22 protein-coding genes and 1 pseudogene are annotated in these 25,323 nt (G+C 61.5%); 10 read left to right on the forward strand and 13 right to left on the reverse strand.

All coding sequences use genetic code 11. The features are described from left to right. Positions 1–74 precede the first annotated feature (74 nt). A complete protein-coding gene (locus tag V5E97_RS37825; RefSeq protein WP_406696714.1) occupies positions 75–1,154 on the reverse strand; it encodes a glycosyltransferase family 9 protein in 1,080 nt (359 codons plus the stop codon). Positions 1,155–1,395: 241 nt separating this feature from the next. On the opposite strand from V5E97_RS37825, the gene V5E97_RS37830 reads away from it, so the two are divergent. Together V5E97_RS37830 and V5E97_RS37835 are read left to right on the forward strand one after the other, a co-directional pair. After that, positions 1,396–2,739 carry a hypothetical protein gene (locus V5E97_RS37830; protein ID WP_406696715.1) on the forward strand — a complete coding sequence of 448 codons (1,344 nt, stop codon included), beginning with the start codon at positions 1,396–1,398 and terminating at the stop codon, positions 2,737–2,739. Positions 2,740–2,997: 258 nt separating this feature from the next. Then, positions 2,998–4,257 (forward strand): competence/damage-inducible protein A, encoded by a 1,260-nt coding sequence (locus tag V5E97_RS37835; protein ID WP_406696716.1) that lies wholly within the window; start codon positions 2,998–3,000, stop codon positions 4,255–4,257. 450 nt (positions 4,258–4,707) lie between these two features. On the opposite strand, the gene V5E97_RS37840 is transcribed toward V5E97_RS37835, so the two are convergent. The 5 genes from V5E97_RS37840 to V5E97_RS37860 form a co-directional block, all read right to left on the reverse strand. Beyond that, positions 4,708–5,259 carry a hypothetical protein gene (locus V5E97_RS37840; protein WP_406696717.1) on the reverse strand — a complete coding sequence of 184 codons (552 nt, stop codon included), beginning with the start codon at positions 5,257–5,259 and terminating at the stop codon, positions 4,708–4,710. Then, entirely contained in the window at positions 5,256–5,543 is a 288-nt protein-coding gene (locus V5E97_RS37845) for a transposase family protein (RefSeq protein WP_406696718.1), read from the reverse strand. Before V5E97_RS37845 ends, V5E97_RS37840 begins: the two co-directional genes overlap by 4 nt. 256 nt (positions 5,544–5,799) lie before the next feature. After that, entirely contained in the window at positions 5,800–6,360 is a 561-nt protein-coding gene (locus tag V5E97_RS37850) for a hypothetical protein (protein ID WP_406696719.1), read from the reverse strand. A gap of 49 nt (positions 6,361–6,409) precedes the next feature. After that, entirely contained in the window at positions 6,410–6,667 is a 258-nt protein-coding gene (locus tag V5E97_RS37855; RefSeq protein ID WP_406696720.1) for a hypothetical protein, read from the reverse strand. Positions 6,668–6,962: 295 nt separating this feature from the next. After that, a complete protein-coding gene (locus V5E97_RS37860) occupies positions 6,963–7,514 on the reverse strand; it encodes a hypothetical protein (protein ID WP_406696721.1) in 552 nt (183 codons plus the stop codon). Between the two features lie 325 nt (positions 7,515–7,839). Between V5E97_RS37860 and V5E97_RS37865 the strand changes: the two genes are divergently transcribed. Next, the gene (locus V5E97_RS37865; RefSeq protein WP_406696722.1) at positions 7,840–9,984 is read left to right on the forward strand and encodes a recombinase family protein; all 2,145 of its coding nucleotides are present in this window, start codon (positions 7,840–7,842) and stop codon (positions 9,982–9,984) included. 106 nt (positions 9,985–10,090) lie between these two features. Here V5E97_RS37865 and V5E97_RS37870 read toward each other — a convergent pair whose 3' ends face one another. After that, positions 10,091–10,603, reverse strand: a complete 513-nt coding sequence (locus V5E97_RS37870; RefSeq protein WP_406696723.1) for a hypothetical protein — start codon at positions 10,601–10,603, stop codon at positions 10,091–10,093. 186 nt (positions 10,604–10,789) lie between these two features. Beyond that, entirely contained in the window at positions 10,790–12,055 is a 1,266-nt protein-coding gene (locus V5E97_RS37875) for a serpin family protein (RefSeq protein WP_406696724.1), read from the reverse strand. Between the two features lie 368 nt (positions 12,056–12,423). On the opposite strand from V5E97_RS37875, the gene V5E97_RS37880 reads away from it, so the two are divergent. Then, positions 12,424–12,663 carry a hypothetical protein gene (locus V5E97_RS37880; RefSeq protein WP_406696725.1) on the forward strand — a complete coding sequence of 80 codons (240 nt, stop codon included), beginning with the start codon at positions 12,424–12,426 and terminating at the stop codon, positions 12,661–12,663. A gap of 133 nt (positions 12,664–12,796) precedes the next feature. Here the strand turns inward: V5E97_RS37880 and V5E97_RS37885 are convergent, their stop codons facing one another. Further along, positions 12,797–13,660 (reverse strand): hypothetical protein, encoded by an 864-nt coding sequence (locus V5E97_RS37885; RefSeq protein ID WP_406696726.1) that lies wholly within the window; start codon positions 13,658–13,660, stop codon positions 12,797–12,799. Between the two features lie 220 nt (positions 13,661–13,880). Between V5E97_RS37885 and V5E97_RS37890 the strand changes: the two genes are divergently transcribed. The 3 genes from V5E97_RS37890 to V5E97_RS37900 all read left to right on the forward strand — a co-directional run bounded on the left by V5E97_RS37890 (position 13,881) and on the right by V5E97_RS37900 (position 16,191). Then, entirely contained in the window at positions 13,881–14,075 is a 195-nt protein-coding gene (locus V5E97_RS37890; RefSeq protein WP_406696727.1) for a Flp family type IVb pilin, read from the forward strand. 135 nt (positions 14,076–14,210) lie between these two features. After that, positions 14,211–15,383 (forward strand): tRNA pseudouridine(13) synthase TruD, encoded by a 1,173-nt coding sequence (gene truD, locus V5E97_RS37895; RefSeq protein WP_406696729.1) that lies wholly within the window; start codon positions 14,211–14,213, stop codon positions 15,381–15,383. A 73-nt stretch (positions 15,384–15,456) separates the two neighbouring features. Then, positions 15,457–16,191, forward strand: a complete 735-nt coding sequence (locus V5E97_RS37900; RefSeq protein ID WP_406696730.1) for an RluA family pseudouridine synthase — start codon at positions 15,457–15,459, stop codon at positions 16,189–16,191. Between the two features lie 439 nt (positions 16,192–16,630). Here the strand turns inward: V5E97_RS37900 and V5E97_RS37905 are convergent. After that, positions 16,631–17,716 (reverse strand): annotated as a pseudogene (locus V5E97_RS37905) (fused DSP-PTPase phosphatase/NAD kinase-like protein); the annotation flags it as partial. 581 nt (positions 17,717–18,297) lie between these two features. Between V5E97_RS37905 and V5E97_RS37910 the strand changes: the two are divergent. Both V5E97_RS37910 and V5E97_RS37915 read left to right on the forward strand, forming a co-directional pair. Next, positions 18,298–19,647: an ArnT family glycosyltransferase gene (locus V5E97_RS37910; protein ID WP_406696731.1), complete on the forward strand. Its 1,350-nt coding sequence runs from the start codon at positions 18,298–18,300 to the stop codon at positions 19,645–19,647. Between the two features lie 4 nt (positions 19,648–19,651). Further along, on the forward strand, positions 19,652–21,280 hold the full coding sequence (locus tag V5E97_RS37915; protein WP_406696732.1) for a glycosyltransferase family protein: 1,629 nt from the start codon (positions 19,652–19,654) through the stop codon (positions 21,278–21,280). A gap of 32 nt (positions 21,281–21,312) precedes the next feature. On the opposite strand, the gene V5E97_RS37920 is transcribed toward V5E97_RS37915, so the two are convergent. Together V5E97_RS37920 and V5E97_RS37925 are read right to left on the reverse strand one after the other, a co-directional pair. Beyond that, on the reverse strand, positions 21,313–21,894 hold the full coding sequence (locus tag V5E97_RS37920; RefSeq protein ID WP_406696733.1) for a DUF6677 family protein: 582 nt from the start codon (positions 21,892–21,894) through the stop codon (positions 21,313–21,315). Between the two features lie 87 nt (positions 21,895–21,981). Continuing rightward, the gene (locus V5E97_RS37925) at positions 21,982–22,776 is read right to left on the reverse strand and encodes an ExeA family protein (RefSeq protein ID WP_406696734.1); all 795 of its coding nucleotides are present in this window, start codon (positions 22,774–22,776) and stop codon (positions 21,982–21,984) included. Positions 22,777–22,878: 102 nt separating this feature from the next. On the opposite strand from V5E97_RS37925, the gene V5E97_RS37930 reads away from it, so the two are divergent. Further along, positions 22,879–23,595, forward strand: coding sequence for an RsmE family RNA methyltransferase (locus V5E97_RS37930; RefSeq protein WP_406696735.1), 717 nt, complete (start codon positions 22,879–22,881; stop codon positions 23,593–23,595). A gap of 275 nt (positions 23,596–23,870) precedes the next feature. Here V5E97_RS37930 and V5E97_RS37935 read toward each other — a convergent pair whose 3' ends face one another. After that, the gene (locus V5E97_RS37935) at positions 23,871–24,281 is read right to left on the reverse strand and encodes a VOC family protein (RefSeq protein ID WP_406696736.1); all 411 of its coding nucleotides are present in this window, start codon (positions 24,279–24,281) and stop codon (positions 23,871–23,873) included. Positions 24,282–25,323 lie beyond the last annotated feature (1,042 nt).

Raw genomic sequence — 25,323 nt, forward strand, 5'->3', positions numbered from 1 at the left:
ATCTCAGGCGACCCGTGACTGCAGGTCAATCCGACGATCACAGCGCGATCGGCGCCCCCGGGACCACACCACGATCATGCGGCCGGTGTTGAGAAGGAGTCACGCGAGGCCAGGTGAGAATCGACGATCGGCCAAACGCGATCGGGCGTCAGTTCGGTGAAGCACTCGAGCCGGGAGCACGTTGTCACGTAACTCGCGGCGCACCAGACCTTGGTCTCGACCGCGGTGGCGTTGGGACCGTACGGCCCATTCAAGGCTGGACTTGTGCAGGTATAGATTCCCACCACGCGGGCGCCGGCCGCCGTGGCCAGGTGGAGCGGCCCGGAATCGTTCGAGATCAGCAGGTCAACCGCGGCCGAGATGGCGGCCAGTTGCGGTAAGCTGGTCCGTCCGCAGAGGTCGACGACCGGGGTGGTCTCACCGAGATGCCGCCGAAAGGCATCGACGATCGGCCGATCCTCGGGTGCGCCGGCAACGACCAGGCCTACTCCGTAGGCCGCGATGGCGCGTCGCGCCACCTCGGCGAAATGCTCCGGGGGCCACTGCTTCGTCTGCCAGCGGGCTCCCATGTTCAGCATTAAGAGGGGCGTCGGGAGTCCCGAGAGGACCTGGCGTGCCCAGGCTCGATCGGCTTCACCGGCGGCCACCACGAAGCGTGGGGACGAGATATCGGCTCCAAACGACTCGGCAATGCTGAGGAGCCGATCCACGGCGTGCACTGCCGAGGGGGGGGGCGTCACGCGATGGGTGTAGAAGAGCGAAGCGCCTTCACGCGCATCGGCCAAGCCCACGCGAATCGGCGCCCTCGTCGCGGCCGCCATCAGGCCGGAACGGAGCAGTCCCTGTAAGTCGATGGCCAGATCGTATTCGCCCTTGCGAAGCTGGGCCAGGAACCGGGCGAAGGTCGCAATTCCACTCGGGCGAAAATTGGTTCGCGCGCGATCGTAGAGGACAACATCGTCGAGTTCGGGATGCCCGTCGACCAGGCCACGCAACGAGGCGTTGATCACCCAACTGATTCGCGCCTCGGGCCAGATCGCTCGGAGTGCGGAGAGTGCGGAGAAGGCGTTGACCACATCGCCAAGCGCGCTGGGCTTGATGATGCAGACCCGAGCGGGCTGCAAGTCGCGCAGTTCGTGAAGTGGTCTGACCATGATGGGGGGAACTCCATTTCCCGATCCAGGGCACGCGCCAATTTTACCAAGAAACGGCTGGACGACAACCGAAGACTCGAAGGGGAGAAGGGATGCTGCTTGACCAGACTGCTTGTTGTCGCCAAACTTCCCCTGGTCGAAGCTGCTGAACCCATCGCGGCTGGTCGTCAGAGGTTGCGAAGGACGAGGGTCCTTACCTCCATCCGCGTGAACCCGGAACCGAAACAAAGGTCAAAACCACATGACGCCGCCCGCGACACGACGAGAGTTTCTCGGAGCGACCGGCTTGGCCGTTGGGTCGGCGAGCCTGGCGCTCGCGGCTGATGATCGGGCTCGGGCCACCGAGGCGGCCCCTCGAATGAAGCTGGCTGTGGTGACGAGCGTTTATCACTATCTTTCGCACGCCTACCATATCGTGGGCCGGTTCCTCGACGGTTTCGTCGTCCATGACGGTGGCGGTTTGCATCGCCCTGACTTCGAGATCGCGAGCCTGTTCATCGAACAAGTTGCCGAGGAAACCGACCTGGGACGGGCCAAGGCGGCGCGGAACCAGGTCCGGCTCAGTCCCTCCATTGCCGATGCGCTGACGCTGGGGACGGGGAAACTCGCCGTCGACGGCGTTCTGCTGATCGCCGAACACGGCGATTATCCCTACAACGAAAAGCTCCAGAAGCTCTACCCACGCGGTCGGTTCTTTCGTGACGTGACCGACGTCTTCCGAGCCTCGAAACGGTCGGTCCCCGTCTTCATCGACAAGCACCTCTCATATAGCCGGCCCGAGGCCCGGTCGATGGTCGAGCAAGCTCAGGAACTGCAATTTCCCTTGATGGCCGGTTCCAGCTTGCCGATCACGTGGCGGCTTCCCGAGCTTGAGGTCCCCCTCGATCGACGCTGGACCGAGGCGCTGGTGGTCTCGCGTGGCGACCTCGAAATCTTCGGTTTTCACGCGCTCGAGACCTTGCAGTGCATGGTCGAACGACGCGACCGGCAAGGGAAGCCCCAGGGCGTGGTCGCCGTGACCTGCCTGGAAGGGAACGCGGTCTGGGATGCCGGCGACAAGGGTGTCTGGTCACGGCAACTCCTCGATCAAGCGCTCTCCCGGAGTCACACGGTCAACCCCGGGGACATGCGACAAAACACACTCGACTTCCGCCCCCCGGCCGGTCGCGACTTCCAGACGAGACTGCGCCATCCCATCGCCTTCATCGTGGAATATGCCGACGGCTTTCGCGCCAGCGCCTTGATCCTCAATGGCCACGTTGACGATACAACCTTCGCGGGCCGGCTGGGGGGCGAGCGCGAGGAGATCGTTTCCACCCTGGTCTACCTGCCGGCCCCCCCGGGCGCACGATTCTTCGATCCCCTCGTCCTCCGAATCGAAGACTTCATGAACAAGAAAAAGGCTCCCTATCCCGTCGAGCGGACGTTGCTGACCGGGGGAATTCTCGACGCCGCGCTCGAGAGCCGGATCCGGAATCATCAGCGAATCGAGACCCCCGACCTGGCCACCATCGATTACCAGGCGCCGGCCGACTCAGGTTATATTCGCTCACCCGTGGCAAATCCTGCCGCAAACAGGATCTGAGCCGCTGGACTCAGTTCCGTATGATGTGTTTAGGGCGGGTGAGTGACTCACCTTCGAGACCTGGGAGCAAGCGTCCAGACACCGGTGACTCGAAACTCGGGATCAGACAGACGTTGAGAGTCTGATTCCGGAAGCCGGCGACCCAGCCCTCCCGACGAATCCAAGCATACAGACAAGACAGTAGCAATTTCAAAAGGGAACGCCGCCGACGCGGAAATCGCATGAGATCGGCTCCCGCTCAGGCACAAAAGGTGAGGAATGAAGGCGGAAATCATTGCGATCGGCAGCGAGCTCGTCAGTGGGCAAAGCCTCGATACCAATAGCCAGTGGCTCAGCCGGGAACTCAGCGCTCTGGGCATCCCGGTTCACTTTCACACCACGCTGGGCGACGACCTGGACGAGGACGTCGAAGCCTTCCGAAACGCGATTGCGCACGCGGACCTCATCCTGATCAGCGGCGGCCTCGGCCCCACTCAGGATGACTTGACCCGAGAGGCCCTGGCCCGAGTCGCCGGAGTTCCCCTGCTCGAAAATGCCGAAGCTCTGGATGCGATCGCGGCGATGTTCGCGCGGCGAAGTCGGCCCATGGCCGAGCGAAACCGGGTGCAGGCCCTCTTTCCTCAAGGGGCCGAGATGGTGCCAAACCGGGTCGGTACGGCCCCCGGAATTTGGATGCGGGTGGGCCAGGCCATCGTGGTCTGCTTGCCCGGTGTCCCCTCCGAATTGCGGATCATGTACGACGAACAGGTCCGCCCTCGGCTCAGTCAATTCGCCTCGGGCGGACGCGTCATCCTCCACCACAAGATCAACCTGTTCGGTCGTGGGGAGTCGGACGTCGAGGCCGCCGCGCTGGATCTGACGACCCGGGGACGCGTCCCCGAAGTCGGCATCACCGCCCATGACGCCACCATCAGCTTTCGGATTTCGGCCGAAGCACCGACCGAGGCCGAGGCTCGGCGCGTGATGGGGCCGACCCTGGACCTGATTCGCGAACGGTTCGCCGAGTTGATCGTCGGTGAAGGGACCGCGGATGTCGCCGAGGCACTCCTCGCTCAACTCGTCCGGACCGGCTCCACCCTGGCCACGGCCGAGTCGTGCACCGGGGGCCTGATCGCCCAGATGATCACGGCTCAGCCTGGCGTCAGTGCGTATTTCCCCGGCGGAGTCGTTTCCTACGCCAATCAAGCGAAGCAGGAACTCCTGGGCGTCCCTGCCTCACTGCTGGAGGCTCATGGCGCGGTCAGCAGCGAAGTCGCCGAGGCCATGGCCATCGGAGTTCGCGATCGATTTCACGCGACGATTGGCGTGAGCGCAACGGGCGTTGCCGGCCCGACGGGAGGAACACCCGAGAAACCGGTCGGTCTCGTCTACCTCGGCTTGGCGACCCCCGACGGAAAGGTCCAGACTCGCAAGCTCGAAATCGGCCCCGAACAACCCCGTGAGATCATTCAGCGACGAGCTGCCAAGCACGCCCTGAACTGGGCGCGCCTGGCACTTCTCCAATTCCCCTCGAAGTGAGCGAGGCGAAGACACCGTTCCCCTTTTTCCCGCCCTGCCTGTTGAAAAGAGCATTTTCATCGGTCGATTATGGGATCTCAGACTCACTCGAAGCGGAGGGAGCGATCGCGATTCTCCGCATGGGCAATATCGAAAATGGCAAGATTGTGACGGATGACTTAGGGTAAATTCAAAGGGTCAGTGAATTCAAAGGGTCAGGAGCCGGTGAATTCAAAGGGTCAGGAGCCGATACGGCCGTATCGGCTCCTGACCCCTGAATTAGTCCGGATGACTCACGCGGAGAACGTGGAGGAGGAGAATTGATGAAACTTAACGAGACCGCATTGGCAATTATGAATACATCGATTAAAAGTCAACAACCTCCCCCCCCTCGCTCTCTCCGCGTCTCCGCGTGAACCAGGGGCAAGCCGGAGGTGATCCATGAGGCAGGTTATCGCTCGCTCGGGTGACTCACGCGGAGACGCGGAGAACGCGGAGGAAGGAGGAGGACTGATGGAACTGGATGAGATTAGAGGAGCGATCGGTGGGACGAAAAGAGGTGGGACGAAGAGGACAGGCAATGCGACCTTGAGATTGCAATGCATGTCCTCTTCTTTTCTCCATAAACCAACTCAGGCTCTGCAATCGCTGGCGTGCGGTAGCCACCCAGCCTTCGTCCTTGAGCCGCCCTTCGACCCAGGCCTGGGAGACCTCAAGTGGCTGTCGTGCCTGATCACGCGGGGGAAAGAGCCGTCCCCAGCGACGTACGACCTCCTCGTCCGACCAGGCTTCGGCGCGTTGCGGGTCGAGTCGGACCAGGACATGGAGGTGATTGTCGAGCACGGCGAACCCGCCGACGGCGATGGAGAAGAGGCCCGCCAACTCCTGAAGCCGGTTTTCGATCCACAACTTCCGGTCAGAGCCGCCTTCTCCGAGCAAGAAGGCGCGTCGGACGCATCGCGTGACGCAGTGATACCAACGTGCGACGTCGGGGTCGACGAGATGAGCGCGAGCGATCGTCATTGTTGGGTCTCCTGGGTGAATCCGAGGAATTTATCAGATTCTGATGCCAGGATCCAGAGTGCAATGCATGTCCTTGCCCTTCGGGGGACCCCATGGGGCAAATCCAGGGTCCTGACGAGCAGTTCCTCCTTGAGGGCGGCCCGCTTGGCGATCGCGGTCGACCCGGCGGCGCCGGCCAGTACCGCCATCAGGGTACTGACGATGACGCTGCTCAGAGGAGAATGCCGATTGATGGTGGAGCGAGGGCCCTCAAGCTCCGCGAAATGCCGATTGATCTCGTCCACGCCGATCCGCTGGATGTCCGCGATGATTGACCCGCTGTGCGCCGTTGTCGATGAAGTCTCCCAAGAAAGGCATACAAACAAATCGCTCAGGGCGAAAGAGCTACAATTTGCCCTGCTTGCTCAAAATGCGTGCTGGCCTGGCTCCTGACCCCTTTCTCGCAGACCCATGATCGCCAGCATGTGCACCGAGCCTAGCAAATTTCCGCTGCATCCATAAAAGCGTGAACCCTAGTCGATTGAGCCACTTTCGGTCTCCTCATTTCGCAGGCTCGCAGACATCCGGGGGGATGACAATCGACCCGAATTCGTCGCCATCATTCCCGCTCGCACAGCGGAGGTCATCGATCCTTTCGGAAAGAGTCAGTTCCTGGTTTGAGAACGCCCAGAGTTGGGCGTGGTCGGTGTCCCGATCGACGACGCGGACCATCCCAAACCACCGGTTCGCCACAATGGGAATATCGTACTCGCCGTAGTATTCAGATTGTCCCCGAATCATATCCGCCATATCCTGCACAGGGAGCAACGTTACGGTGCCGTGATAGACCAAATGAAACGTTGTATCATCCGTTAGCAGGAATGGCGGCTTGGGATACCGTGCGAGATCGGAAGTCGACCACCAACTGCCTTTAGAAAAACGGTGGCCCCTCTCGATGTCCGGGTGATCGACGGGAAACGTCCCGAACGCAGTCACCGCCCTGAACCGGCCGCCCTCGTCGAGGGCCACGTTGACGACGAAGTACTCGTCGAAGCGTTGAGCGTTCAGACCATAGAGACGACCGAAGGCTGGCGAGTCGTAGACTTCTCCAGAAGTGTCCATGACAAGAATCAAACACTTCGGGTCGGTCCTCGCGATTAGCTGCTCCGGGTCAATAGTCATAGAGTTTGCCCCATATCATAAGAACACCGATCTGTTTCTCGATGAAAATTCGATCACTTGGCGACAGCCAAGAGGCGTAGTCTTTGAGGATTAGTCGTTTGATCACGATTTCCTCTGCAGCCTCCGCACGGTAGATACCCAAGGGTTCTCTCTTGTAACCCGGCGGCCTCATCTCTTTTTTTAATCCCGCTTTCACGAGGTCGATTTGGTCCTTCAGATAATTTTCTTTAACAGCAAGGACATGCATTGCAGTGCTGGCCTGAGTGATGTTAGATCGTCGGAACGAACGTTGCGTCGCGAGATTTCAACCCGTTCGCACGCACGGACTGCCCCGGCGACTCGATCCCGCCTTTTGCCGGATTCGCACTCTGGCTACCGACCGCAGGGCACCACTGAGGACAGGCCGGTCCATCTTGCGCTCGCGCAGCACTCGACGGTAAGGGAGGGACGACGTTGAACCGATCAACCCCGCTCGGCCCCCCCCACCCGGGGTTCGGGAGGGAAATGACGGCTGTGGGCTCGCCCGGCAAACCGTCACGGTCTTAGCTACGGGCCGGACAACCCCCCAGGTTCGCCAGGTGATGCAGTCCCAGGCGGTCGGCCACCTCACGCAAACGCTGCCGACTCGAGGCGAAGTAGCGGCCCAGCAACCGGCCACGACTCAGCTTCAATAGCCGCGCCGACCACGACGCTCCATCGCTCCCCAACCGAGCGAACACCCCGGCAAGCTCGCCAGAGATCGACGCCTTGCCTTCCCGGAACAGCCGGCCCGTGTATTCGACGAGTAACAGGTAGTTCCCCAGCGTGAAGCCCTCGACCATCCCCTCGCGCGTCGAGTCCAAGCCGCGGCGATCCTCGATCGGACAGAGCCAGAGCGACTCCTCCAGACCGGAGGATACCGCCTGCGCGGCCACGCTCCCCGACTCGGCGGCCTTGAGCGTCTCGACACGCCCTTGTTCCTCAACGTGTTCGACCCGCTGCTTGATCGAGGTGTGCTCACCCGCCTCCGGTACTGCCACGAGGCCCGCCGCGACCGGGTTCAGGTCGATGTACGCGCACGTCGCCAGCAACGCCTCTTCATCGAGGATCGCCACGCTCTTGTACCGCCCCTCGAAGAACGGCCCGACACAATACCCCCAAAATCGCAGATTGCCGATCAGGGGCTGATGCGGTAGTTGTCTCACTTACGGCGTTACAAAGGCTCGCCGCGTGGCGACGGCAACGTCAGCAGGGTGTCGAACACGAAACAGAGTCATGTTCATCAAAAATTCTGTCGGTGCCCCCCCCCGCGCAAAGCGTCGGCCAAACAGGTCGAACTGGCACGTCTGTGGACGGTGATGCCGGAACAGGTGCAGCGGAAGACGCTACGCTGCCTGGCGAGAATCGTTGTCGGTCACCTCGCGCGAAGGGAGGTGGCCGATGAGCGCCCTTGAACAGTCCCCAGTCCCGTCCCGCAAGGCTCGCAGTCCTGTCTCGACCACGGCCGTCCCACGGGGGTCATCCAAGACGAGGCCGTGCCACTTGCAACGCCAGGCCAATGTCTACATACGTCAGTCCAATCCCCGCCAGATGGTCGAAAACGGCGAGTCGCTCGCGCGGCAATACGCGCTGCGGGACCGCGCCGTGGACCTGGGCTGGCCGGCGTCAAACGTCGTGGTGATTGACCAAGACCTCGGGCTCAGCGGCCGCGGTTCGGAAGACCGCCACGGGTTCCAGCGGCTGTTGGCCGACGTGGCGCAGGACCGCGTGGGGCTGGTTCTGGCCCTGGAGATGAGCCGCCTGGCGCGGAACAGCCGGGACTGGCATAATCTCTTCGATCTCTGTGCTGTTCGCGACGTGTTGCTGGCCGACGAAGACGGCATCTATGATCCCAGTGACATTAACGATCGCTTGATTCTTGGAATGAAAGGTATTATGAGTGAAATGGAACTCCATGTGATGAAATTGAGGCTGGAGCGGGGCCGGCGAAACAAGGCGGAGCGCGGCGAGCTGTTTCATTCCGTGCCGTGGGGCTACGTGCTCTTGCCGGACGGCGCCGTCACGCTCGATCCTGACGAGCAAGTCCGTGCCGCGGTCCAACGGCTCTTCGATGCGTTCCTGGAGCTGGGAACCGCTTACGCCGTGGTGCGGGACCTGCGGCGGCACGACGTGAAACTGCCAAGGCGCGACAGCGCCGGCCAGCTCGCGTGGCGCCCGGCCACGGAGACAATCGTGAGCACGGCGCTGCATCATCCGCTTTACGCCGGTGCGTACTCATGGGGACGGCGCCAGACGCAGACCCACGTCGATCCCACGGGTCGGATGACCGAGAGCCGCCACCACTGTCCGTCCGAGGAATGGACCGTTCTGTTGCACGACCGCGTCGCGGCTTACATCACCTGGGAGCAGTATCAGGCGAACCAATCGCTGTTGCTCGAAAACCAGCGCCGGCCGACAACGAAGGGAACGCCTGGCGGCGGCTCGGCGCTGTTGGCCGGCTTGCTCTACTGTGGGCGCTGCGGCCGCAAGATGCTGGTCGAATATCGAACGATCCGTCAAGGTCGCTACTCCTGCACGCGGCGGCGATTCGCGGCGACTGACGAAGTCTGTGGCGGTCTCCCTGCGCGGGGCCTCGACGAACTCGTCACCCAGCAGCTTCTGCAAGCGCTCTCGCCGGCAGCGATCGAGCTCAGCTTGTGCGCCATCGAGCACGCGAGCGAGCAACGCCGGCAGCACGGGACGCAACTGCGGCAGAACCTGGAACGTGCCACCTACGAGGCGAAGCGTGCCGAGCGTCAATACCAGGCGGTCGAGCCAGAGAATCGGCTCGTGGCCCGCACCCTGGAAGCGAACTGGGAAGCGGCCCTCAAGCACCAGAGCGCGGCCCAGGATGCTTGCGATCGGTTGGAGCACGAGGAGTTGATCAAGTTAGGGGCTGTGGAGCGGTGCGTGCTGGAAGCGTTGAGTCACGATATCCCCATGCTCTGGCACGCGCCGGAAACGACTGCTGGCGAACGGAAGGAGATGTTGCGCTGCCTGATCGAGCGGGTTGAGGTCACCAGGAGTGGCACGGGGCAGCAGACAGCAGTGGCGATCCGATGGGCGGGAGGCTTTGAGAGCCGGCACGAGCTATGCCGCGCAGTGTTTGCATATAAGCAACTCGACAATTATGAGGAATTGCTGGCTCGCCTTGGTGCGCTGCGCGGGGCCGGTTGGCGGGCGCCGCGGATCGCCGAGCAGCTCAATGCGGAAGGCTTCCGGACGCCGAAACAACGAGGAGCGTTCACGGCCGACGTGGTCCGCTCACTGTTTCCGCGTCTGGCGGGGCAGGCGGAAGGCGAAAACGCGTCGGGCCCACAACCGCCGCAATGGTCGGCGGACGCGCTGGCAGAGCGGCTGGGAATCCGAGTGAAGAAGTTGAAAGATTGGGTACGATGCGGATGGGTGCAGGCGCTTGAGCGGCCGTTTGACGGCGTTTGGATTCTTCACGCTGACGAACGGGAACTGAAACGACTCGAATGCAGAGTCGCGTTGAGTCGCAAGGGCCGGCACTATCCTGCAGACCTCGATGGAGAGCCCGTTTGAAGGCTGGAACTATTATCAGCATTCTTGAATGCTGTGATTACTCAATTCGGCCGATAGTTGTTTTGCCGTGGCGCGTCTCTGTGCCAGCCCGAGGCACTGGTGCCTTTCAATTCGTCAAACAAGGAGAATGGAGGTAGTATGAGCGACCCTTCAAGAACGCCCCGCGCGCCCCTTCCTCGCGATTGACCAGCCGCGCCAGCGGTTCCTTGAGGCACTTCATGAACCAACTCAAGCTCTGCAATCGCTGGCGTGCGGTAGCCACCCAGCCTTCGTCCTTGAGCCGCCCTTCGACCCAGGCCTGGGAGACCTCAAGTGGCTGTCGTGCCTGATCACGCGGGGGAAAGAGCCGTCCCCAGCGACGTACGACCTCCTCGTCCGACCAGGCTTCGGCGCGTTGCAGGTCGAGTCGGACCAGGACACGGAGGTGATTGTCGAGCACGGCGAACCCGCCGACAGCGATGGAGAAGAGGCCCGCCAACTCCTGAAGCCGGTTTTCGATCCACAACTTCCGGTCAGAGCCGCCTTCTCCGAGCAAGAAGGCGCGTCGGACGCATCGCGTGACGCAGCGATACCAACGTGCGACGACGGAGTCGACGAGATGAGCGCGAGCGATCGTCATTGTTGGGTACCCTGGGTGAATCCGAGGAATTTATCAGATTCTGATGCCAGGATCCAGAGTACAATGCATGTCCTTGCCCTTTTGCCACGCAAGTCGTTGCCGACGAAGAACTTCTAGAATATCTTCGTGGCATTCAACTATTTCCACCTTTGCTCGCTTTAAGATTAATGTCACCTTTGATTTTCTCTACTCATTATGGTCCCGTCCAGGATCTTTAAGAGCCCCCATGAAAATTAGATTCCCGTAGTGATTATCGCGAATAATATAGAGGAAGGGATGGTCTGCGTAAAAGACTTCTTGGGAATCCATATCATCACCGGAAACCGTCAAGTAGGTTACCGCCGCCGCATCCGTGCCCTGCTCATTCATGTCAATTGAAGCAATATGGACAACCTCGGACACAGAATAACCCTTTAGCTGAGCATAAAACCCAGAGAAGTCTGCGAATTCGCCGAAAGGCAAAGTCAATCCCATGGTACGAAGCGCATCGCCAAGCTGATTCTGTACGGAGATGCTGAATTTCGGCAAACCGACAGCGACTTCCTTGGGTTGGAGGCTCGAGATCCACTGTGACAAGTGATCGATGGTGAGCGCCTTTTCTAACTCCGGCAAGCCATCCGGCCGATCGGGGAGGATCACCAGCAGCGAGAATTTTTTACCGATATAGGGCATCTCGAGCACTCTCAACCCCGGCCCCCTCCCGATCCGGAAGGAACGCGTGGTCTGATACATCATCGACGTCTTGACTACCTTGCCTGCAGCCACGAAAAACGATCCATCTTTGGTCTCGGCCTCCTCAAATTGATCCAGCCATTTCATGCGAAAGTTGATCGAGTTGGCCAAGGTCAGTCCCAAGTGTGGCGAGTGGCCTTCTCTTTCCTTCGAAAACACGCGTTTTCTTGAAGTGTTGGCATTAACCCACTCATTGAAATGTTTGCTTTTACCTGCTTTATTGTCGAACAAATTGCAAAAGTATTTGGTTTTGAGTACTGATTCTACTTCTGGTCTGATTTGAGATCCATCGGGCACCCAGATCGCATTGGAAACGCTGAACATTGAATCGTTCTTGTTAACCTTGTCGAAAGTGCCCGTGAAATCCTTGGAGTTATCGGCCAGGTAGGCGACCGTTGCCGCGAGTGCATCGTCCAGATGAATTCCGGGAATATCCGGGTGCAATACGGAACTGAGTTGGGCTGCCGTGTCGCCGCGAGCCCCTGTCTTGAGAACACCCACCACGGACATGACACCCAGTGGTGAAAATGCGACATTCTGACCGGAATTAGGCAGCGATTGGTAGAGTCTCAACGCGAACCGAGTGCTGATCTGCGCGCATTCAGATATTCTCATGTCGTCAATTCTATTGATCGCAAGAATCTGCTGATGTCGTTCAATAACATCAGTTCCGCATCCTAAAATAAAAACAAAGTTCCCATATAGCAGAAAATTCTTCATCACTGTCCTTCCTCAAAGCACTCATGTTCGATGCAGAAATGGGCTCGGTCGATGCGAGAGTTCAATAGGCATGCTCGGGATGACTGTTGATGGCTCAATTGCTGCATTCACCTGATCGAACCAGCTCGACCAGGTGAATATCAACTTGATGCGGACTTACCGCGCAACCCTCACATCTCCTGTAAGGCCCGGGACGAAAAGGACATGCTTTGCGACCTTGAGATTGCAATGCATGTCCTCTTCTTTCGCAGACTATTGTTGGGTCTCCTGGGTGAATCCAAGGAATTTATCGGATTTTGATGCCAGGATCCAGATAACAACGAATATCATTTCCATTTATCTGAATCGTCGACGGCTCCAGCTTCTTCATGCCCGACGAGCCCGAGTTGCAACGCCACTTCGGCCAGCCCGGCAACCAGAAGAAGGGCTGCGGTTTCCCCGTAGCCAAGTGGCTGGCGATGTTCGATCCCACGACCGGGATGCTGCTCCGCTCGATACCGGCTCCGTTGCGAAGCCACGAGATGTCGCAGGTCGCGGGCGATCTCGCGGGAGTTGGAACCCGGCGACCTCGTGCGAGGGGATCGTGGGTTCTGCTCCTACGTCCATAAGGCCTTGTTGCTCGGCCGCCGGTTGCACGGGGTGTTCCGGATCCATCAGAAGCAGATCGTTTCCCCGTTCTCAACGTGTCTCGCCTCAACCATCCCGTTCAAGCAACCAGCCGAGCTCAACATCAAACAACGCTCATTTATGCTGATCGTCGGACTTGTTCGGTTGCATCCAGAGCGCCCTGCTCTCGGGATGGTGGAGTCGAAGCCAAGCGGTGGCCTGGTCGAGAAGCCGCCTCTGCTCATCGGGCCGCTCCTTGAGCCGGGTCGCCTCGAGCAGGAGGCAGGCCAACTCACGCTCCCATCCTGAACCCTGGCACGCAGCCTCCAATTCAGGGCGGCCCGCCTGAGTTTTCAAATCCTCTTGCGCCAGAACGAACGAGGCCCAGAGCGCAATCCCTCGATCAGGATTCCCCTTCAACTCCTCCAATGCGAGCGGAGGAAACTTGATCCCTTCCACCGCGGCGTAGGCCATCGGCCGGGTCAGAAGGAGCCGGAGCCAGACGGGCCAGTCCGGGCTTCGTGCGATGGTCAGCGCATACCCACGCGGATCCGCCGAGGCCGCTTCCGCCGTCAGCGATTCCGCGAGGACGTACCGCGCCAGTGCGGGTAGAGGAGGCCTGAGACAGATATCCCACCGCTGTCTTTGATTGACTCGCGCGTCACGACTCAACGCGACGGCCGCCCGCACGCGTTCGACCTCCGGGCGGCCCTCATCGTGCAAGACATAAACATTCGACCACACATCACGGAGTGTCCAGGCTCCATGGACGAACCAACCGACCAGACCGATGAGAACGGCCAAGCCGAGAAGTCCCACGTAGAAGAGCGACCCGTACTTCTCGCGTTGCGAGAGTCGCGGGGGATCCGGAGTGACGATCGGCAGTCCCGGAAATACAAACCCGGGCACCTCCTGGTCCGACCCTGGAGTGACGATCGGAAGGACAGGGAACCTACGCCCTGGAAGGTCGTGATGCGGTGGATGCGAGTGTGACTCCATGGACATTTTTCTCCGCGAGTAGGGTTCCTCAAGGATTCATTCTATCGCCAGATTGGTAATTCCGATCATCACGCTTTGACGGACACGCATTTTCGGAATAAGCTTAATCAAGTGAGACAGGTGGAGTCAGGGTGGCATTGTTTCTCGCGATTGAGCGCTCCGTAAGGAATCCGGAGCACACTCTCGAATGGGAGAGTCCCGTAGATCAAGGTGGTCCACAATGAAGCTTGCCTCTTACGCCCATGCCGTGCTCAAGGATGAAGCCGGCCCGACGGCTGTCGAATACGCCGTGATGCTCGCCTTGGTTTTAATGGGCGTAATCGCCGCAATCAATTCCGTGGGCACCTCGACCTCCGCGATGATGCAAGACAACACCGACCGGATCACGTCGGCCGTGAACTCAGTCGGTTCTTGACCCACCATTCCATCGCATCCCGCCCTCGCCGAATTCGCCCCCGTCCTGGTAGCATAGGATCGTTGTACGCTCCGATCCGAGTTCCGATTTGAGACCGGACGCGTCTCCGATCCGATCGCCTGCCATCGCGGGAACATGAAACTTAAACGCCTGCCCGAAGACTTTCACGTTGAAGAATTGCCCGTGGTCGCTGAAGGCGAACCCCGAGGTCGATTCGTCTATTATCGGCTGACCAAGCGTGGGTTGGGCACGCTCGAGGCCATCGAGGCGATCAGTCGCCGCTGGAACATCCCCGGCAGGCGCATCAGTTATGGGGGCCTGAAGGACCGGCATGCGGTGACGGTCCAGTATCTCACGATCTTCGAGGGGCCCGAACGCCCGCTCCATGAGACCAGCTTCGACCTCGAGCCGTTGGGCCGACTTCCCGAACCTTACGGCCCCAGCCACTTTCGGGGGAACCGCTTTGCCGTCGTGCTCCGTGACCTCTCACCGCACTCGCTCGACCAGGCGCTGAAGGCGGTCGCGGAAATTCCCCGGGACGGCTTGCCCAACTATTTCGATGATCAGCGCTTTGGATCGGTCGGCTTTGGTGGCGGCTTCATCGCACAGGCCTGGCTGACCGGCGACCACGAGCTCGCCCTTCGACTGGCGATGGCCGAGCCCAACCCGTCGGACCGACCCACCGCCAAGGCCGAAAAGGCGATTCTCCGCGAGACGTGGGGCAATTGGGTCGAAGCCAAGAGCCGGCTCGATCGGTCGAATGCCCGAAGCCTGGTCACCTACCTCGTTGACCACCCCACCGACTTTCGCGGGGCCTTCGCTCGGTTGCGCCGGGAGCTGCGATCGCTGTACTTCTCCGCCTTCCAAAGCCATCTCTGGAACTTGATCCTGGCGCGCTGGATCGAGCGGAACACCCGCGAAGATCAGCGTGTGCCGATCGATTTCAAGGTCGCCACCCTGCCGATCCATCATGGGCTGGAGCCGGTGCAGGCCGAGCTCCTGAACCTCAGCCGGATCCCATTGCCCGCTTCGCGATCTCCGTTGCCCGACGGCCCGATGCGCGAAATCGCCGAGGAAGTTGTGGCGGAGTTCGGTTTGAGCTGGGAAAACCTCCGCGTGAAGCATCTCAAGGATGTCTTCTTCTCGAAAGGGACACGCCCCGCGCTCTTCTTTGCCGAGAACCTGCAGTACGCCGGCGCCCCCGACGAGCTGGATCGCAGAAGAAAGAAACTGACGCTTTCGTTCGAGCTCCCGAAGGGGGCGTATGCCACCCTTCTCGTCAAGCGCGTGACCGACGCGGCAAGCTGACGATTTTAGGCTGGCTGGAATAGGTCCGCGCCGTTCACCGGCAGTCCTCACCAAAGTGAGAAAGTCCCCCACCTTGAACCTCGACGTCCTCTACGAAGACAACCATTGCCTCGCGGTGAACAAACCGGCGGGGCTGCTCGCCCAGGGAGACGTGACAGGCGATCTGAGCCTGGTCGACCTGGCGAGCTCCTACCTCAAAACGAAGTATCAGAAGCCAGGGAACGTCTACGTCGGCCTGGTGCATCGCCTCGATCGCCCGACCTCGGGCATCATTCTCCTGGCGAGGACGAGCAAGGCCGCCAGCCGGCTCTCCGAGCAGTTTCGCTTGGGTTCGATCGAGAAGATCTACCACGCGGTGATCGATGGGTCGTGCCCCGAGGATTCGGGGGAATGGAACGACACTCTCTGGAAGGATGAAGAGCGGAACGTCGTCCGGGTCGTGCCTCCGAACACACCTGGCGGTCAGGAGGCTCGGCTCGCCTTCCGGGTGCTCGGACGGTTCCCTCGGACGACCCAGCTCGAGTTGCGGCCGATCACGGGAAGGAGCCATCAGATCCGGGTGCAGCTCGCCGCGCGAGGATGTCCGATCGTCGGTGACCGCAAGTATGGAGCGGTCAGTACGCTCCGAATGAGTGACGACCGCCCCCGGATCGCCCTCCACGCCCAACAACTGACGTTCACTCACCCGACGCGGGGGGAAGTGCTTTCGGTGTCTGCTCCGGTGCCGCCAGACTGGCCCGTGTCATTGTCCGAAGCGAATCAAGCGATGTCCGACTCCAGTACGCCAGAGGCACCCCCAACCCCGTGACCACCATGGCGGCGCAAGTCCGCCAAACGGTGGTGTCGCGAGGGTGGGCATCCAGCGTTTGCTGGGATTCGTACGAATTCTGGGCGACCTCAGTAATCGTCGCCGGCGGCAGCGATGTCGTCGCGGGCTGAGGTTCGCCAGCCGGAGTCGGCTGCGGCTCAGCGGCGGCCGAGGGAGCAGGCTTCACAGCGTCGGTGGGAGCCGGGGTGCTCGGAAGCGGAGCAGGGGCCGCGGCAGGGGCGGGCTGGGCCGGCTTCACACGATCGAGGTAGGCGGTCGTCGCCGCCCAGAACTCTGGGTCGCTGAGTCCGAGCTCGTCGGCCTCATGCTTGGCGACCTGGGCATCCACCCCATCGACGGTCAGGCGACGGATGTACCAGAGGGCTCCGGAGCGAGTTCCATCCGTATCACAGAAATAAAGAGGACGGGCGTCGGACAAAGAGATTTCGAGATTGAAACTGGCGACATGTTCCGCATCCATTTTCTTCAGGCCAACCGGCAAAGCCACGTAGCGCATCCCTCGGCTCGCCACTTCTTCAATGAAAGTGGGCTGTACCTGACTCGTCTCGCGCAGGTCGAGAATGGTCTTGTATCCCTTCTCCGCCAGCCAATCGAGACCGGCGGGGGTCGGGAGGCTTCCCCCCGAGAGCTTGGGCTCGAGGGCAACGAACCGCCGGATCCCGGGAGCAACGCTGATCTCCGCCGGGGTCGGAGGTTCGGCCGACGCGCGAACGTCAGGTTCGGGGGCCGGTTTTACCGCGGACACTTCCTCGGCGGGGGGGGCGGGGTCGGGAAGCTCGTTGCGTGACTCGTCTCGAGGGATCGAGAGCGGGGGGAGGTTGTCGAGCCAACTCTCCGAGCTCGATTCGAACCCCCGGGCCGACCGTGAGGCCGGCTCAGGGGTCGAGACCATCGCTCGTGCGACGTTCTCTCCAGGTGAATAGCGAGCGCGACCCGCTTCGTAGCTGGCTCGCCCCGCCGAAGTCTTGGCTCCCGAGGGAGCCGTACTCCCCGACGACGGCTCGGGCGTCGCCGAGGGTGTTCTTTCCTTCTCGATGGGCAGAGGCATAAGATCCGACGGAGTGCTATCGACGGGAGCCGAGGGCAGAATCGGAGCGCCCCCGGGAGCAACAATGGCCGGGGCAGCGTACTCGAGCGGGGCTTCCGCCCCCATCCCCATGCTCATGGGAGCTTCTCCCCCACAGCAGTTTCCGCTACCGCTGACGACGCTCGCTCCAATCGGGGTGCCGAGTCGGGCGCCTCGATTGAAAACGCGATCGCGAAGTCCCTTGAGATAGCTGCAAGGACCGCCGCCTTTGCACGCGCCACCGCAGGCGCTGGTGCCGCAGGGTCCGGACATTCCAGATTGGCATCCCGTTTGAGCCAGTCCCGCCAAGGCAAGCAGGATCAGGCCCAGCGGTCGGAGTCGGAACAAACGTCGCGGCCCGGGGGCGCCCCGAGCGGAGCGACCGGTTCCAATCCATCGCATCGTCATCGCTTGTAACTCCCGTCTTCCGACACCCATTCGCACGTCGCCGGGTCGCTCCCCAGATCGAACTCCGCGCCGATCCTGATGCAGGGCAAAGCGCTCTGCGGTCGACAGAATGAATGGCGAAAAGTTCGTCTCTGTTGCCGGAGCGGTGGACGCCACGTATCCGTTGCATCAACCACACCGAGGATTTGCCGACCATCACGAGAGAGGAGCCGCGTCGCGACGCGAGATCGCTCGAGACAATGCACAGGGATGCGGCTCCGGGAGACGGTTGGCATCGGGACGCTCAAAGGGTGTCAACTCTACAGGTACGCAACCGATCCCTTGACGAGGCGAGGCGGAACAATAACCGCTCGCCCTCCACGTCGTTCAGGCGGCACTCCGGCCGCGACTTTGTTGCGACCGATTCATCCGGCACAGTGAAAATCACCGACCGAAACAAAGGCCGCTGGGTGCGGAGTCCGGGTGACGACCAAGGGCTTGAGGATCGTCGATGAAACTTAGCCGACATTCGAGTGGTTGCCAAAAATCAATGGCGATTTCTAGAATGATTTTGTGAGCGTTCACCGCGAATTCCGCAAAGTTTCCCCAACTTCCACAACTTCGGCGGTTCCATGGCGAAATCCGATGCGATCGACCCGGCCTCAAGGCGATGGACACGAATCTCCTGGCTGGGAGCGATCGTCATCGGGACTGTGGCCCTGTTCGCGTTCGCCTATGATTTGCCCTCAGAACCCTCATTTGTTGATGAATGGGCTTATCTTTCCCAGACCTACTACGCCGACCTCTGGATCGCACGGGACACCAATCGCGCAGAGTGGTTGGAGTATCCTGCCTACGACCTGCCCCCCTTGCCCAAGTATCTCTTTGGACTCTCGCTCCGGGCCGGGGGCTATCAGCGACCGGGTCGAGCCGCGGCCATGAAGTGGTATGAGGACACGCGGAGCCAGAGCGGCACCACCGACTCGCTCATGATTGCGCGGTGGCCTACGGTCTTCATTGGTATGCTCGGCTGTCTTGCGGTCTACGGTCTGGGAACCTTGGCCTTCGATCGCCGGGTCGGCGCTCTCGCGGCGCTGTTCCTGATCGTCAACCCGCTCTATCGGCTCCATGCGAGACGAGCGATGTCCGACGTCATCGCGGAGAGCCTGATCTTGCTCACGGCCTGTGCCTTTCTCTGGGCCTGGCGGAGGCTGCTCGACGGCCGCTTCGGGCCGACCGCCTGGCTGATGGCAGGGCTGGCGGGGCTGGCAGGCGGCCTGGCCCCGCTGGCCAAGCTCAATGGGGCACTGGCGATGATCATCGTTTCCGCCTGGGCGCTGCTGGCCCTGGCCCTGCCTCGGATCGCTCGAACGCGTAAGCTGGCGGTCGTCGTCGCGGCTCTGATCGCAGGAGTAATGTCGCTCGCGATCTTTATCGCCGGCAATCCCTTCCTGACCGCCCATCCACAAGGCGCCATGGGCCCGGAGTTAGAAGCAAAGGCCCGAATGTCGCTCGGCCAACGGATGCGCTACCTCGTCGACCACAGGGTCGGGATCTCTCGCGGACAGATGCAGCTCTTTAAACATAACGCCTTGCCCACGGCATTCGACAAGCTCGGGACCGTCTGCGTCCAAGGGTTCGGCCGCTTCGGACCATTCGGCCCCCATGAATCGAATTCTCGGATCCGGTACGACCCGAAGCAAGATTGGGGGGCCGTCCTCTGGCTCCCGCTCGTCGCTCTCGGGGCCGTACTATTCGCGGGTCGCGGACGGGCTCAATCGCAGGCGGGAGTAGCGCCCACAGCCTGGGCGATCCTGCTTCAGGCAGGGATCGCCCTGCTGGTCGTGACCGCGTACTTGCCACTCGCCTGGGATCGTTACTACCTCTCACTCCAGCCGGGCTCCGCAGTGCTGGCGGCCGGGGCGATCGTGGCAGTCGCCGATCGCGTCTTCAGGCGCCAGACCGGCGCAGAGGGATCGTAAACCGATGGGATTGCTCCGGCGCCCCGAAGCCTGGGTTTTCGTGATCTTGCTGGGAAGCTACGCCTTCTTCTGGCACGCCCGCGACTGGAATAGCGCCAGCCGCTTGATGCTGACCTATTCACTCGTCGATCGTGGCACGGTACTGCTCGATGGGCTCGATCAACAGACCGGGGACATCGCCAAGTTCCACGGCCGGTACTATTCCGACAAACTGCCCGGTTACTCGTTGCTGGCGACCCTGCCGTACGCGTTGGCCAAGACGGTGCTGGGCCTTCCTCCGCACCCGAGGAATGTCGCGGGCCTGGCCTACTGGCCGGCCGATTACTGGACGACCCTGGGGACCTCGTCATTCCTCTCCGCCTTGAGCGGTGTCCTCCTCACGATCCTGGCCCGTGACCTCGGCTGCGGCCCGAGGCGATCCTTGCTGGTTGGCCTGAGTTATGGCCTGGCGACGCCCGCCTACGCTTACGCTACGATGAGCCACGGGCACCAGGCCACCGCGTTCACCTTGCTGGCCTCGTTCACGCTACTCTGGAGGGAAACGCAGAAACGGCCCGCGGTGCGTTCGTTCTTGGCAGGGGTACTGGCGGCCTATGCCGCGGTCATCGAGATCCAGGTAGGGCCGGTCTCGGCGATCCTCGGGTTTTACCTGCTCGCCCAGGTCATGACCCGCAAACGTAAGCTGGCCAGGCTCGGCGAATTCGCGGTCGGAGCAAGCCTGCCAACGCTCGTGCTGCTTGGCTACAACTTCCTCGCCTTCGGCTCCCCTTGGGACATGGGCTACTTCCACCATGCCACGGATGCCTTTCAGAAGGTCCATTCGGCGGAGAATCCGCTCGGCCTGCGCGGGCTCGCAGGGTCACGAGTCCTCCCCTTGCTCTGGGGCGGCTATCGCGGCCTGTTCTTTTACGCCCCGATCCTGATCCTGGCGTTCCCCGGCTGGATCGTGCTCGCAAAGCGCCGGGAGTGGGGGATGGCCGTCGTCTCGGCCGCCACCGTCCTCGCGATCTTCCTCGTCAACTTGAGTTACCCGGAATGGACCGGGGGTTGGTCGACCGGCCCTCGGCTCCTCGTCCCCCTCTTCCCGTTCGCCATGCTACCGGTCGCGGCCACTCTGGCGGCCGGCGGCCGGGTGACGACCTGGGTCGCGGTGGGACTCGCCTTGGCGGGAGGAGTCTTGATGCTTCTCTTTCAAGGGATTGGAGCTCACGTCCCGCAATTCATCGCCGATCCGTTGCGTGAAGTCGTCCTTCCGCTCTGGAGTGGGTCCGCGCTCCCGCCTTGGTGGGTCAGCGGGCGATTTGCGCGGAACCTGGTGGGCTTGCTCATGCCCGGCCCGTTGGCCCAGCTCCCCGAACGGTGGCAAGGGCTCCAGTTCGCCCCGCTCGTGGTCGCCCAGCTCGTGGCGATCTACTGGGCCGGTCGCCTGACCCGGCTTTCACCGGCCCCGACGGAACGGGCAAACCCACACCCAGGATCAGACCTGGGTGTTGATCAGGAGCAAAACGGTCGTCGTGATCACCAGGATGCCCAGGATCCAGGTGCCGAGCCGGCCGGCGTGGAGCCAGATCAAGCGCCAGGATTCGTGCCGGGACGCGGAGTAAACCAGACTGATGGCGATCACCAGCGGTAGGACAAACCAGTAGAGATGAATCATTCCGAAGATCACGCCGACCCCTCCGTCTTGAGGCTTTCCATCTTGACCTCGGGGGGGACCGTGACGGCCAGCTCCTCGACGTCGTCAAGCTCGGCGTAGGCAGGCCCATCGAACGCGTCGTAAATGGCCAACACATTCAGGAGGCCGGCAACAGTCGTATAGATTGTTCCGACTTCGATGAGCTTACCGTATCTCTGCAGGCCATTGATGACGTTTTGCGAGGGTTCGGCCATGAAGCCGCCCAGGATCGGCTGGAGGCCGTAGTGGTTCAATGTGCTCTGCACCAGGGCGGGCAGAGCGGGCAGCCCGACAAAGAACTGGCCGACGTAGTGGAGGCAGAACTTATCGGGATTCTGCATCGGGTTCACCCACCGCCAGTAGACGATCTTGCCGTCTCCCAGGGCGAACCCGAGAAAATAAAGACTCAGGATGCAGAGACCGTAAAGAATGCCCTTGGCGGTTCGTCCCTGGTAGATGTGCCGGAGCCGGGGACAAGCCATGCCAGGAACGCGGCAAGGTAACGGTTCCGGAGGGGGACTGGAGTTATAGGCATGGGTTGCGAGATCATCCCGGTCCCAGGTCCACCGCACGAGTCATCGCCCCGATGGCGAGGTACCAAACGTTCCCATTGATCTTAACACGGCAGGGGAGCCCCCTTCCAGTCCGACTCCGCCGTGTCAGGCGCAGAATGCCGAGTGGCGGCATTCCACGGAAACGGCTTCCACGACCTCGGGGGTGATGATCTCGAGCCCTCGCATGGCTCCCGCCATCAAGGCGAGCGACGCGAGTCGGTCAATGCCGCGGGGAACCCCTTCGGACAAGGAGTGGAGCCGATGAATCGCTCGGGGGGTGAAGACCGGTTCCTCGCGTCCCGACGCGGCGAGCTTGCTCGTCAAGTAGCGTTCACACTCGGACCGCAGCAACGAAGGCAACGCGATCGACAACGACCACGGATCCACGGTTCGCTCCTCGTCATCCGCGAGTCGGAACACCTGAATCACGGTGAGTCGAGCCGCCGGATGAGCGTCGGCATGGACGAGTCGATCGAGATCGAGGCGATCGGTAGGGTCGGGCAAGTTCTGGCAATCATCAATGGCCAGGATGACTTGTTGCCGTTGCCACCGACAGAGCCGAAGCGCTTCGCCCAGCCGCTTCCAGGCCAAGCCTCGGCTGGCGCCTGCCGGAACACGTGAACCGAGGGCCTCGGCGAGTTCGGAGAACAGGGAGGCCCCATCCACCGGACTCGAGATCCTGGCGACTCGCCGCCAGGGAGTTCGCACTTCGCTGAGCAGTTGGGCGAGGACTCGCGACTTGCCCATCCCTTCCTTCTCTTGGAGGATGGCCAGCTTGCGTCCCGTCTCGACCGTCTCGATCAGGCGCGCAACCGCCTCTTGGTGCGCCTCGAGTGGGACAAACGGCGAGGACCGCGCATCGAACGGGTCTCGCGAGAGTTTCCAGTAACGCTTCCACACGGACGGAGGCCTCCTCAGGCAAGCGCGGGCTTCGGCATCGCGTTCCCTTCCTACGATCGGTAAAATCGGCCTTTTCCTTTGGTTGAACCGCAAAGGGTGGAGATGGCCGACCGCTTCTATTGCCCCGATCCCCCAGTCTCTGGCCGATTGACTCTCGAAGGCGATGAGGCTCGCCACCTCCTCCGGGTGCGCCGGCTCGGTTTAGGGGATCAGGTCGAGCTTTTCGATGGCCGGGGGTATGCCACCTGCGCCGAGGTCACGGCAGTGGGGCGCGATCGGGTCGAGTTGGTCGCCGTGGGAACCGCGTTGGCCGACCGAGCCTTGCCCTGCCGGCTGACCCTGGCGACGGCGGTTCCCAAGGGCGAGCGATTCGACTGGCTGATCGAGAAGGCGACGGAGCTAGGCGTGGCCAGGTTCGTCCCCATCATCACGGAGCGATCGGTCGTCGACCCTCGCGATGCCAAGCTCGAACGACTCCGCCGCCGGGTGGTCGAAGCCTCCAAGCAATGTGGCCGAAACCTTCTCATGGAGGTCGAGCGGCCCACCCCCTGGCCGGCCCTCCTCAAAAGCACCACGGATGACGTCCGCCTCCTAGCCCATCCGAGCGGATGTCTGCGCGGGCAGTGGCCGCGCGGGAACGCGGGGCAGGGCGGGTCAGTCACGCTCGCGGTGGGCCCCGAAGGGGGGTTCACCGACGCGGAGGTCGCCGACGCCCAGGCGAGTGGATGGTCGATCGTCGGCCTGGGTACGACCATCCTGCGTATCGAGACGGCCGGACTCGTCGGCGCTTCGGCGGTCCTGGCTCAATACGAAGGATAGGCCCCTCGAGCGGCCCGAGCGTGGAACGCGTCGACAAGGGTCTTCGGTGGCAAGTTTGGAATCGGCGAGGGCCGTCCGATCATCCCCGCCCTGACCCTCTTAACTCTGGCAAAACGGCCCACCGAACCCCCGATTGGTCAGGCGCACTTTGCCCGGCGCGAGGCGGTCATACTCCTGGTTGCAGGCGTCCTTTATTTCTCTTCTCAAGAACCCCAGAGTCGACCCAACCCCACTCACTTGCGCCGTTGAATCCCGCCCCGGACCTGGGAACCGGATCAGGTCCACTGGCCGCCCGACTTGTCCTGATAGATCGACCAGACGTAGCCGTCGGGGTCCTTCAGGGCAAACTCGCGCCAACCCCACGACTGGTCGGTCGGTTCGTTCGAGACGCTGAGCATGGCCCCCTCGTCGAGACAATGCTGATAGAAAGCATCAATATCATCGACACGCAACTGAAGATGGATACCAACACCCGGTCTGGTATCCGCGAATTCGGCGGCGTGCGCCTCTCGGGGATGAAGCATCAGGCTAAAATCGCCAATCCGAAGAATCGCAAGGCTGATCGGAGCGCCTTCTTCCTCTGCGTGGATTTGAGCGACCTCCGCGCCAACGACTTCATTATAGAACTCAAGCGACTTGAGCACGTCCTCCACATACATGAAGACGCTAGTAACTTGGCCCGCCATCCGCATCCCCCTCTCACCTGCCAGGAAATTCACCCGCCGGAGGATACCCCGAAGGACCTTTTCCCGCAACGGCGCACGCGGTCTGAATCAGGTGGCCCTGAAGCGGAAGCGGTTGGCCAACAAGCAGCTCGATCCCAGCCCCCTCGCGCAGAAATCAATCCTAAAAGTACAAGGGAACCAACACTCCCCGCTCGCCCTTGGGGGCGAGCGTTCGCTCCATCCCAATCCCACGCGAGGAACACTACTCCTCGCCCAGATGCACGTTTCCCGTCGAGGCTGGGGTCATTGCCTGGCCACAGCAGGTGAAGGACTGGTCGTTCTTCGAACAGGTGCACGGATTGATAATCTCAATCTCAGAGCCGCACTTCCGACACTGAAGCCGCTGACCAGCCGGAAATTTGACCTGATTGCTCGCGTTGCTCGCACTGATTTTCGTCGTCATCGCTCGACTCCTCATGGTTGATGGCCAGATCCGCGATGCCCTCGCTTCCCGATCGATTGGGTGGACGTTCCGCGGTTCGAGCCTCAGGAGATCGCGTTCACCCAACCCTCGAGCGAGCCCGCAGACGGCTCGAACCCAGGTCAAAGGCATCGACGATTTCAAAGATGCAAACGCCAGACCCAAACGTAGTGGAATTCAAGCGAACGACGTACGATGCCAATCGCCTCGGCTCGTATCGGAACAGATCGCGGCGGGCGGTGACTGGATCGCCATCGAACCTGTGCGCGAACCGCTACGAAGCGACCAGAAACGCAGGATGCGGGCCAAACGATCCTTCGTCGCCGCAAAGCTTCGCCACCCCTATTACACAATCACAATCAATTCACAAATTATTCATAAAAATGCCTGAATTCTTCTTGTAGGGTGGGCACGGCCCACCATTCCTATCTCCTTACCAGAGGGGAGGTTAAGATGGTGGGCCGTGCCCACCCTAGGGGACTTTCTCAACTCCCCCATTAATTTGGGGAACTCCGTGGACAATTCGATACTGAACACGTCCAATCAGCAGGCGGCCTGACCACGCCGACCACCACGGAGTTC

Source organism: Singulisphaera photorubra (assembly GCF_045290345.1).
Classification (GTDB): Bacteria; Planctomycetota; Planctomycetia; order Isosphaerales; family Isosphaeraceae; genus Singulisphaera.

Coding starts and splice junctions, on each gene's coding strand:
- V5E97_RS37825 (WP_406696714.1), bottom strand. CDS start 1,154: ATGGTCAGACCACTTCACGAACTGCGCGACTTGCAGCCCGCTCGGGTC.
- V5E97_RS37830 (WP_406696715.1), top strand. CDS start 1,396: ATGACGCCGCCCGCGACACGACGAGAGTTTCTCGGAGCGACCGGCTTG.
- V5E97_RS37835 (WP_406696716.1), top strand. CDS start 2,998: ATGAAGGCGGAAATCATTGCGATCGGCAGCGAGCTCGTCAGTGGGCAA.
- V5E97_RS37840 (WP_406696717.1), bottom strand. CDS start 5,259: ATGACGATCGCTCGCGCTCATCTCGTCGACCCCGACGTCGCACGTTGG.
- V5E97_RS37850 (WP_406696719.1), bottom strand. CDS start 6,360: ATGGACACTTCTGGAGAAGTCTACGACTCGCCAGCCTTCGGTCGTCTC.
- V5E97_RS37855 (WP_406696720.1), bottom strand. CDS start 6,667: ATGCATGTCCTTGCTGTTAAAGAAAATTATCTGAAGGACCAAATCGAC.
- V5E97_RS37865 (WP_406696722.1), top strand. CDS start 7,840: ATGAGCGCCCTTGAACAGTCCCCAGTCCCGTCCCGCAAGGCTCGCAGT.
- V5E97_RS37870 (WP_406696723.1), bottom strand. CDS start 10,603: ATGACGATCGCTCGCGCTCATCTCGTCGACTCCGTCGTCGCACGTTGG.
- V5E97_RS37875 (WP_406696724.1), bottom strand. CDS start 12,055: ATGAAGAATTTTCTGCTATATGGGAACTTTGTTTTTATTTTAGGATGC.
- V5E97_RS37880 (WP_406696725.1), top strand. CDS start 12,424: ATGCCCGACGAGCCCGAGTTGCAACGCCACTTCGGCCAGCCCGGCAAC.
- V5E97_RS37885 (WP_406696726.1), bottom strand. CDS start 13,660: ATGGAGTCACACTCGCATCCACCGCATCACGACCTTCCAGGGCGTAGG.
- V5E97_RS37890 (WP_406696727.1), top strand. CDS start 13,881: ATGAAGCTTGCCTCTTACGCCCATGCCGTGCTCAAGGATGAAGCCGGC.
- truD (WP_406696729.1), top strand. CDS start 14,211: ATGAAACTTAAACGCCTGCCCGAAGACTTTCACGTTGAAGAATTGCCC.
- V5E97_RS37910 (WP_406696731.1), top strand. CDS start 18,298: ATGGCGAAATCCGATGCGATCGACCCGGCCTCAAGGCGATGGACACGA.
- V5E97_RS37915 (WP_406696732.1), top strand. CDS start 19,652: ATGGGATTGCTCCGGCGCCCCGAAGCCTGGGTTTTCGTGATCTTGCTG.
- V5E97_RS37930 (WP_406696735.1), top strand. CDS start 22,879: ATGGCCGACCGCTTCTATTGCCCCGATCCCCCAGTCTCTGGCCGATTG.
- V5E97_RS37935 (WP_406696736.1), bottom strand. CDS start 24,281: ATGGCGGGCCAAGTTACTAGCGTCTTCATGTATGTGGAGGACGTGCTC.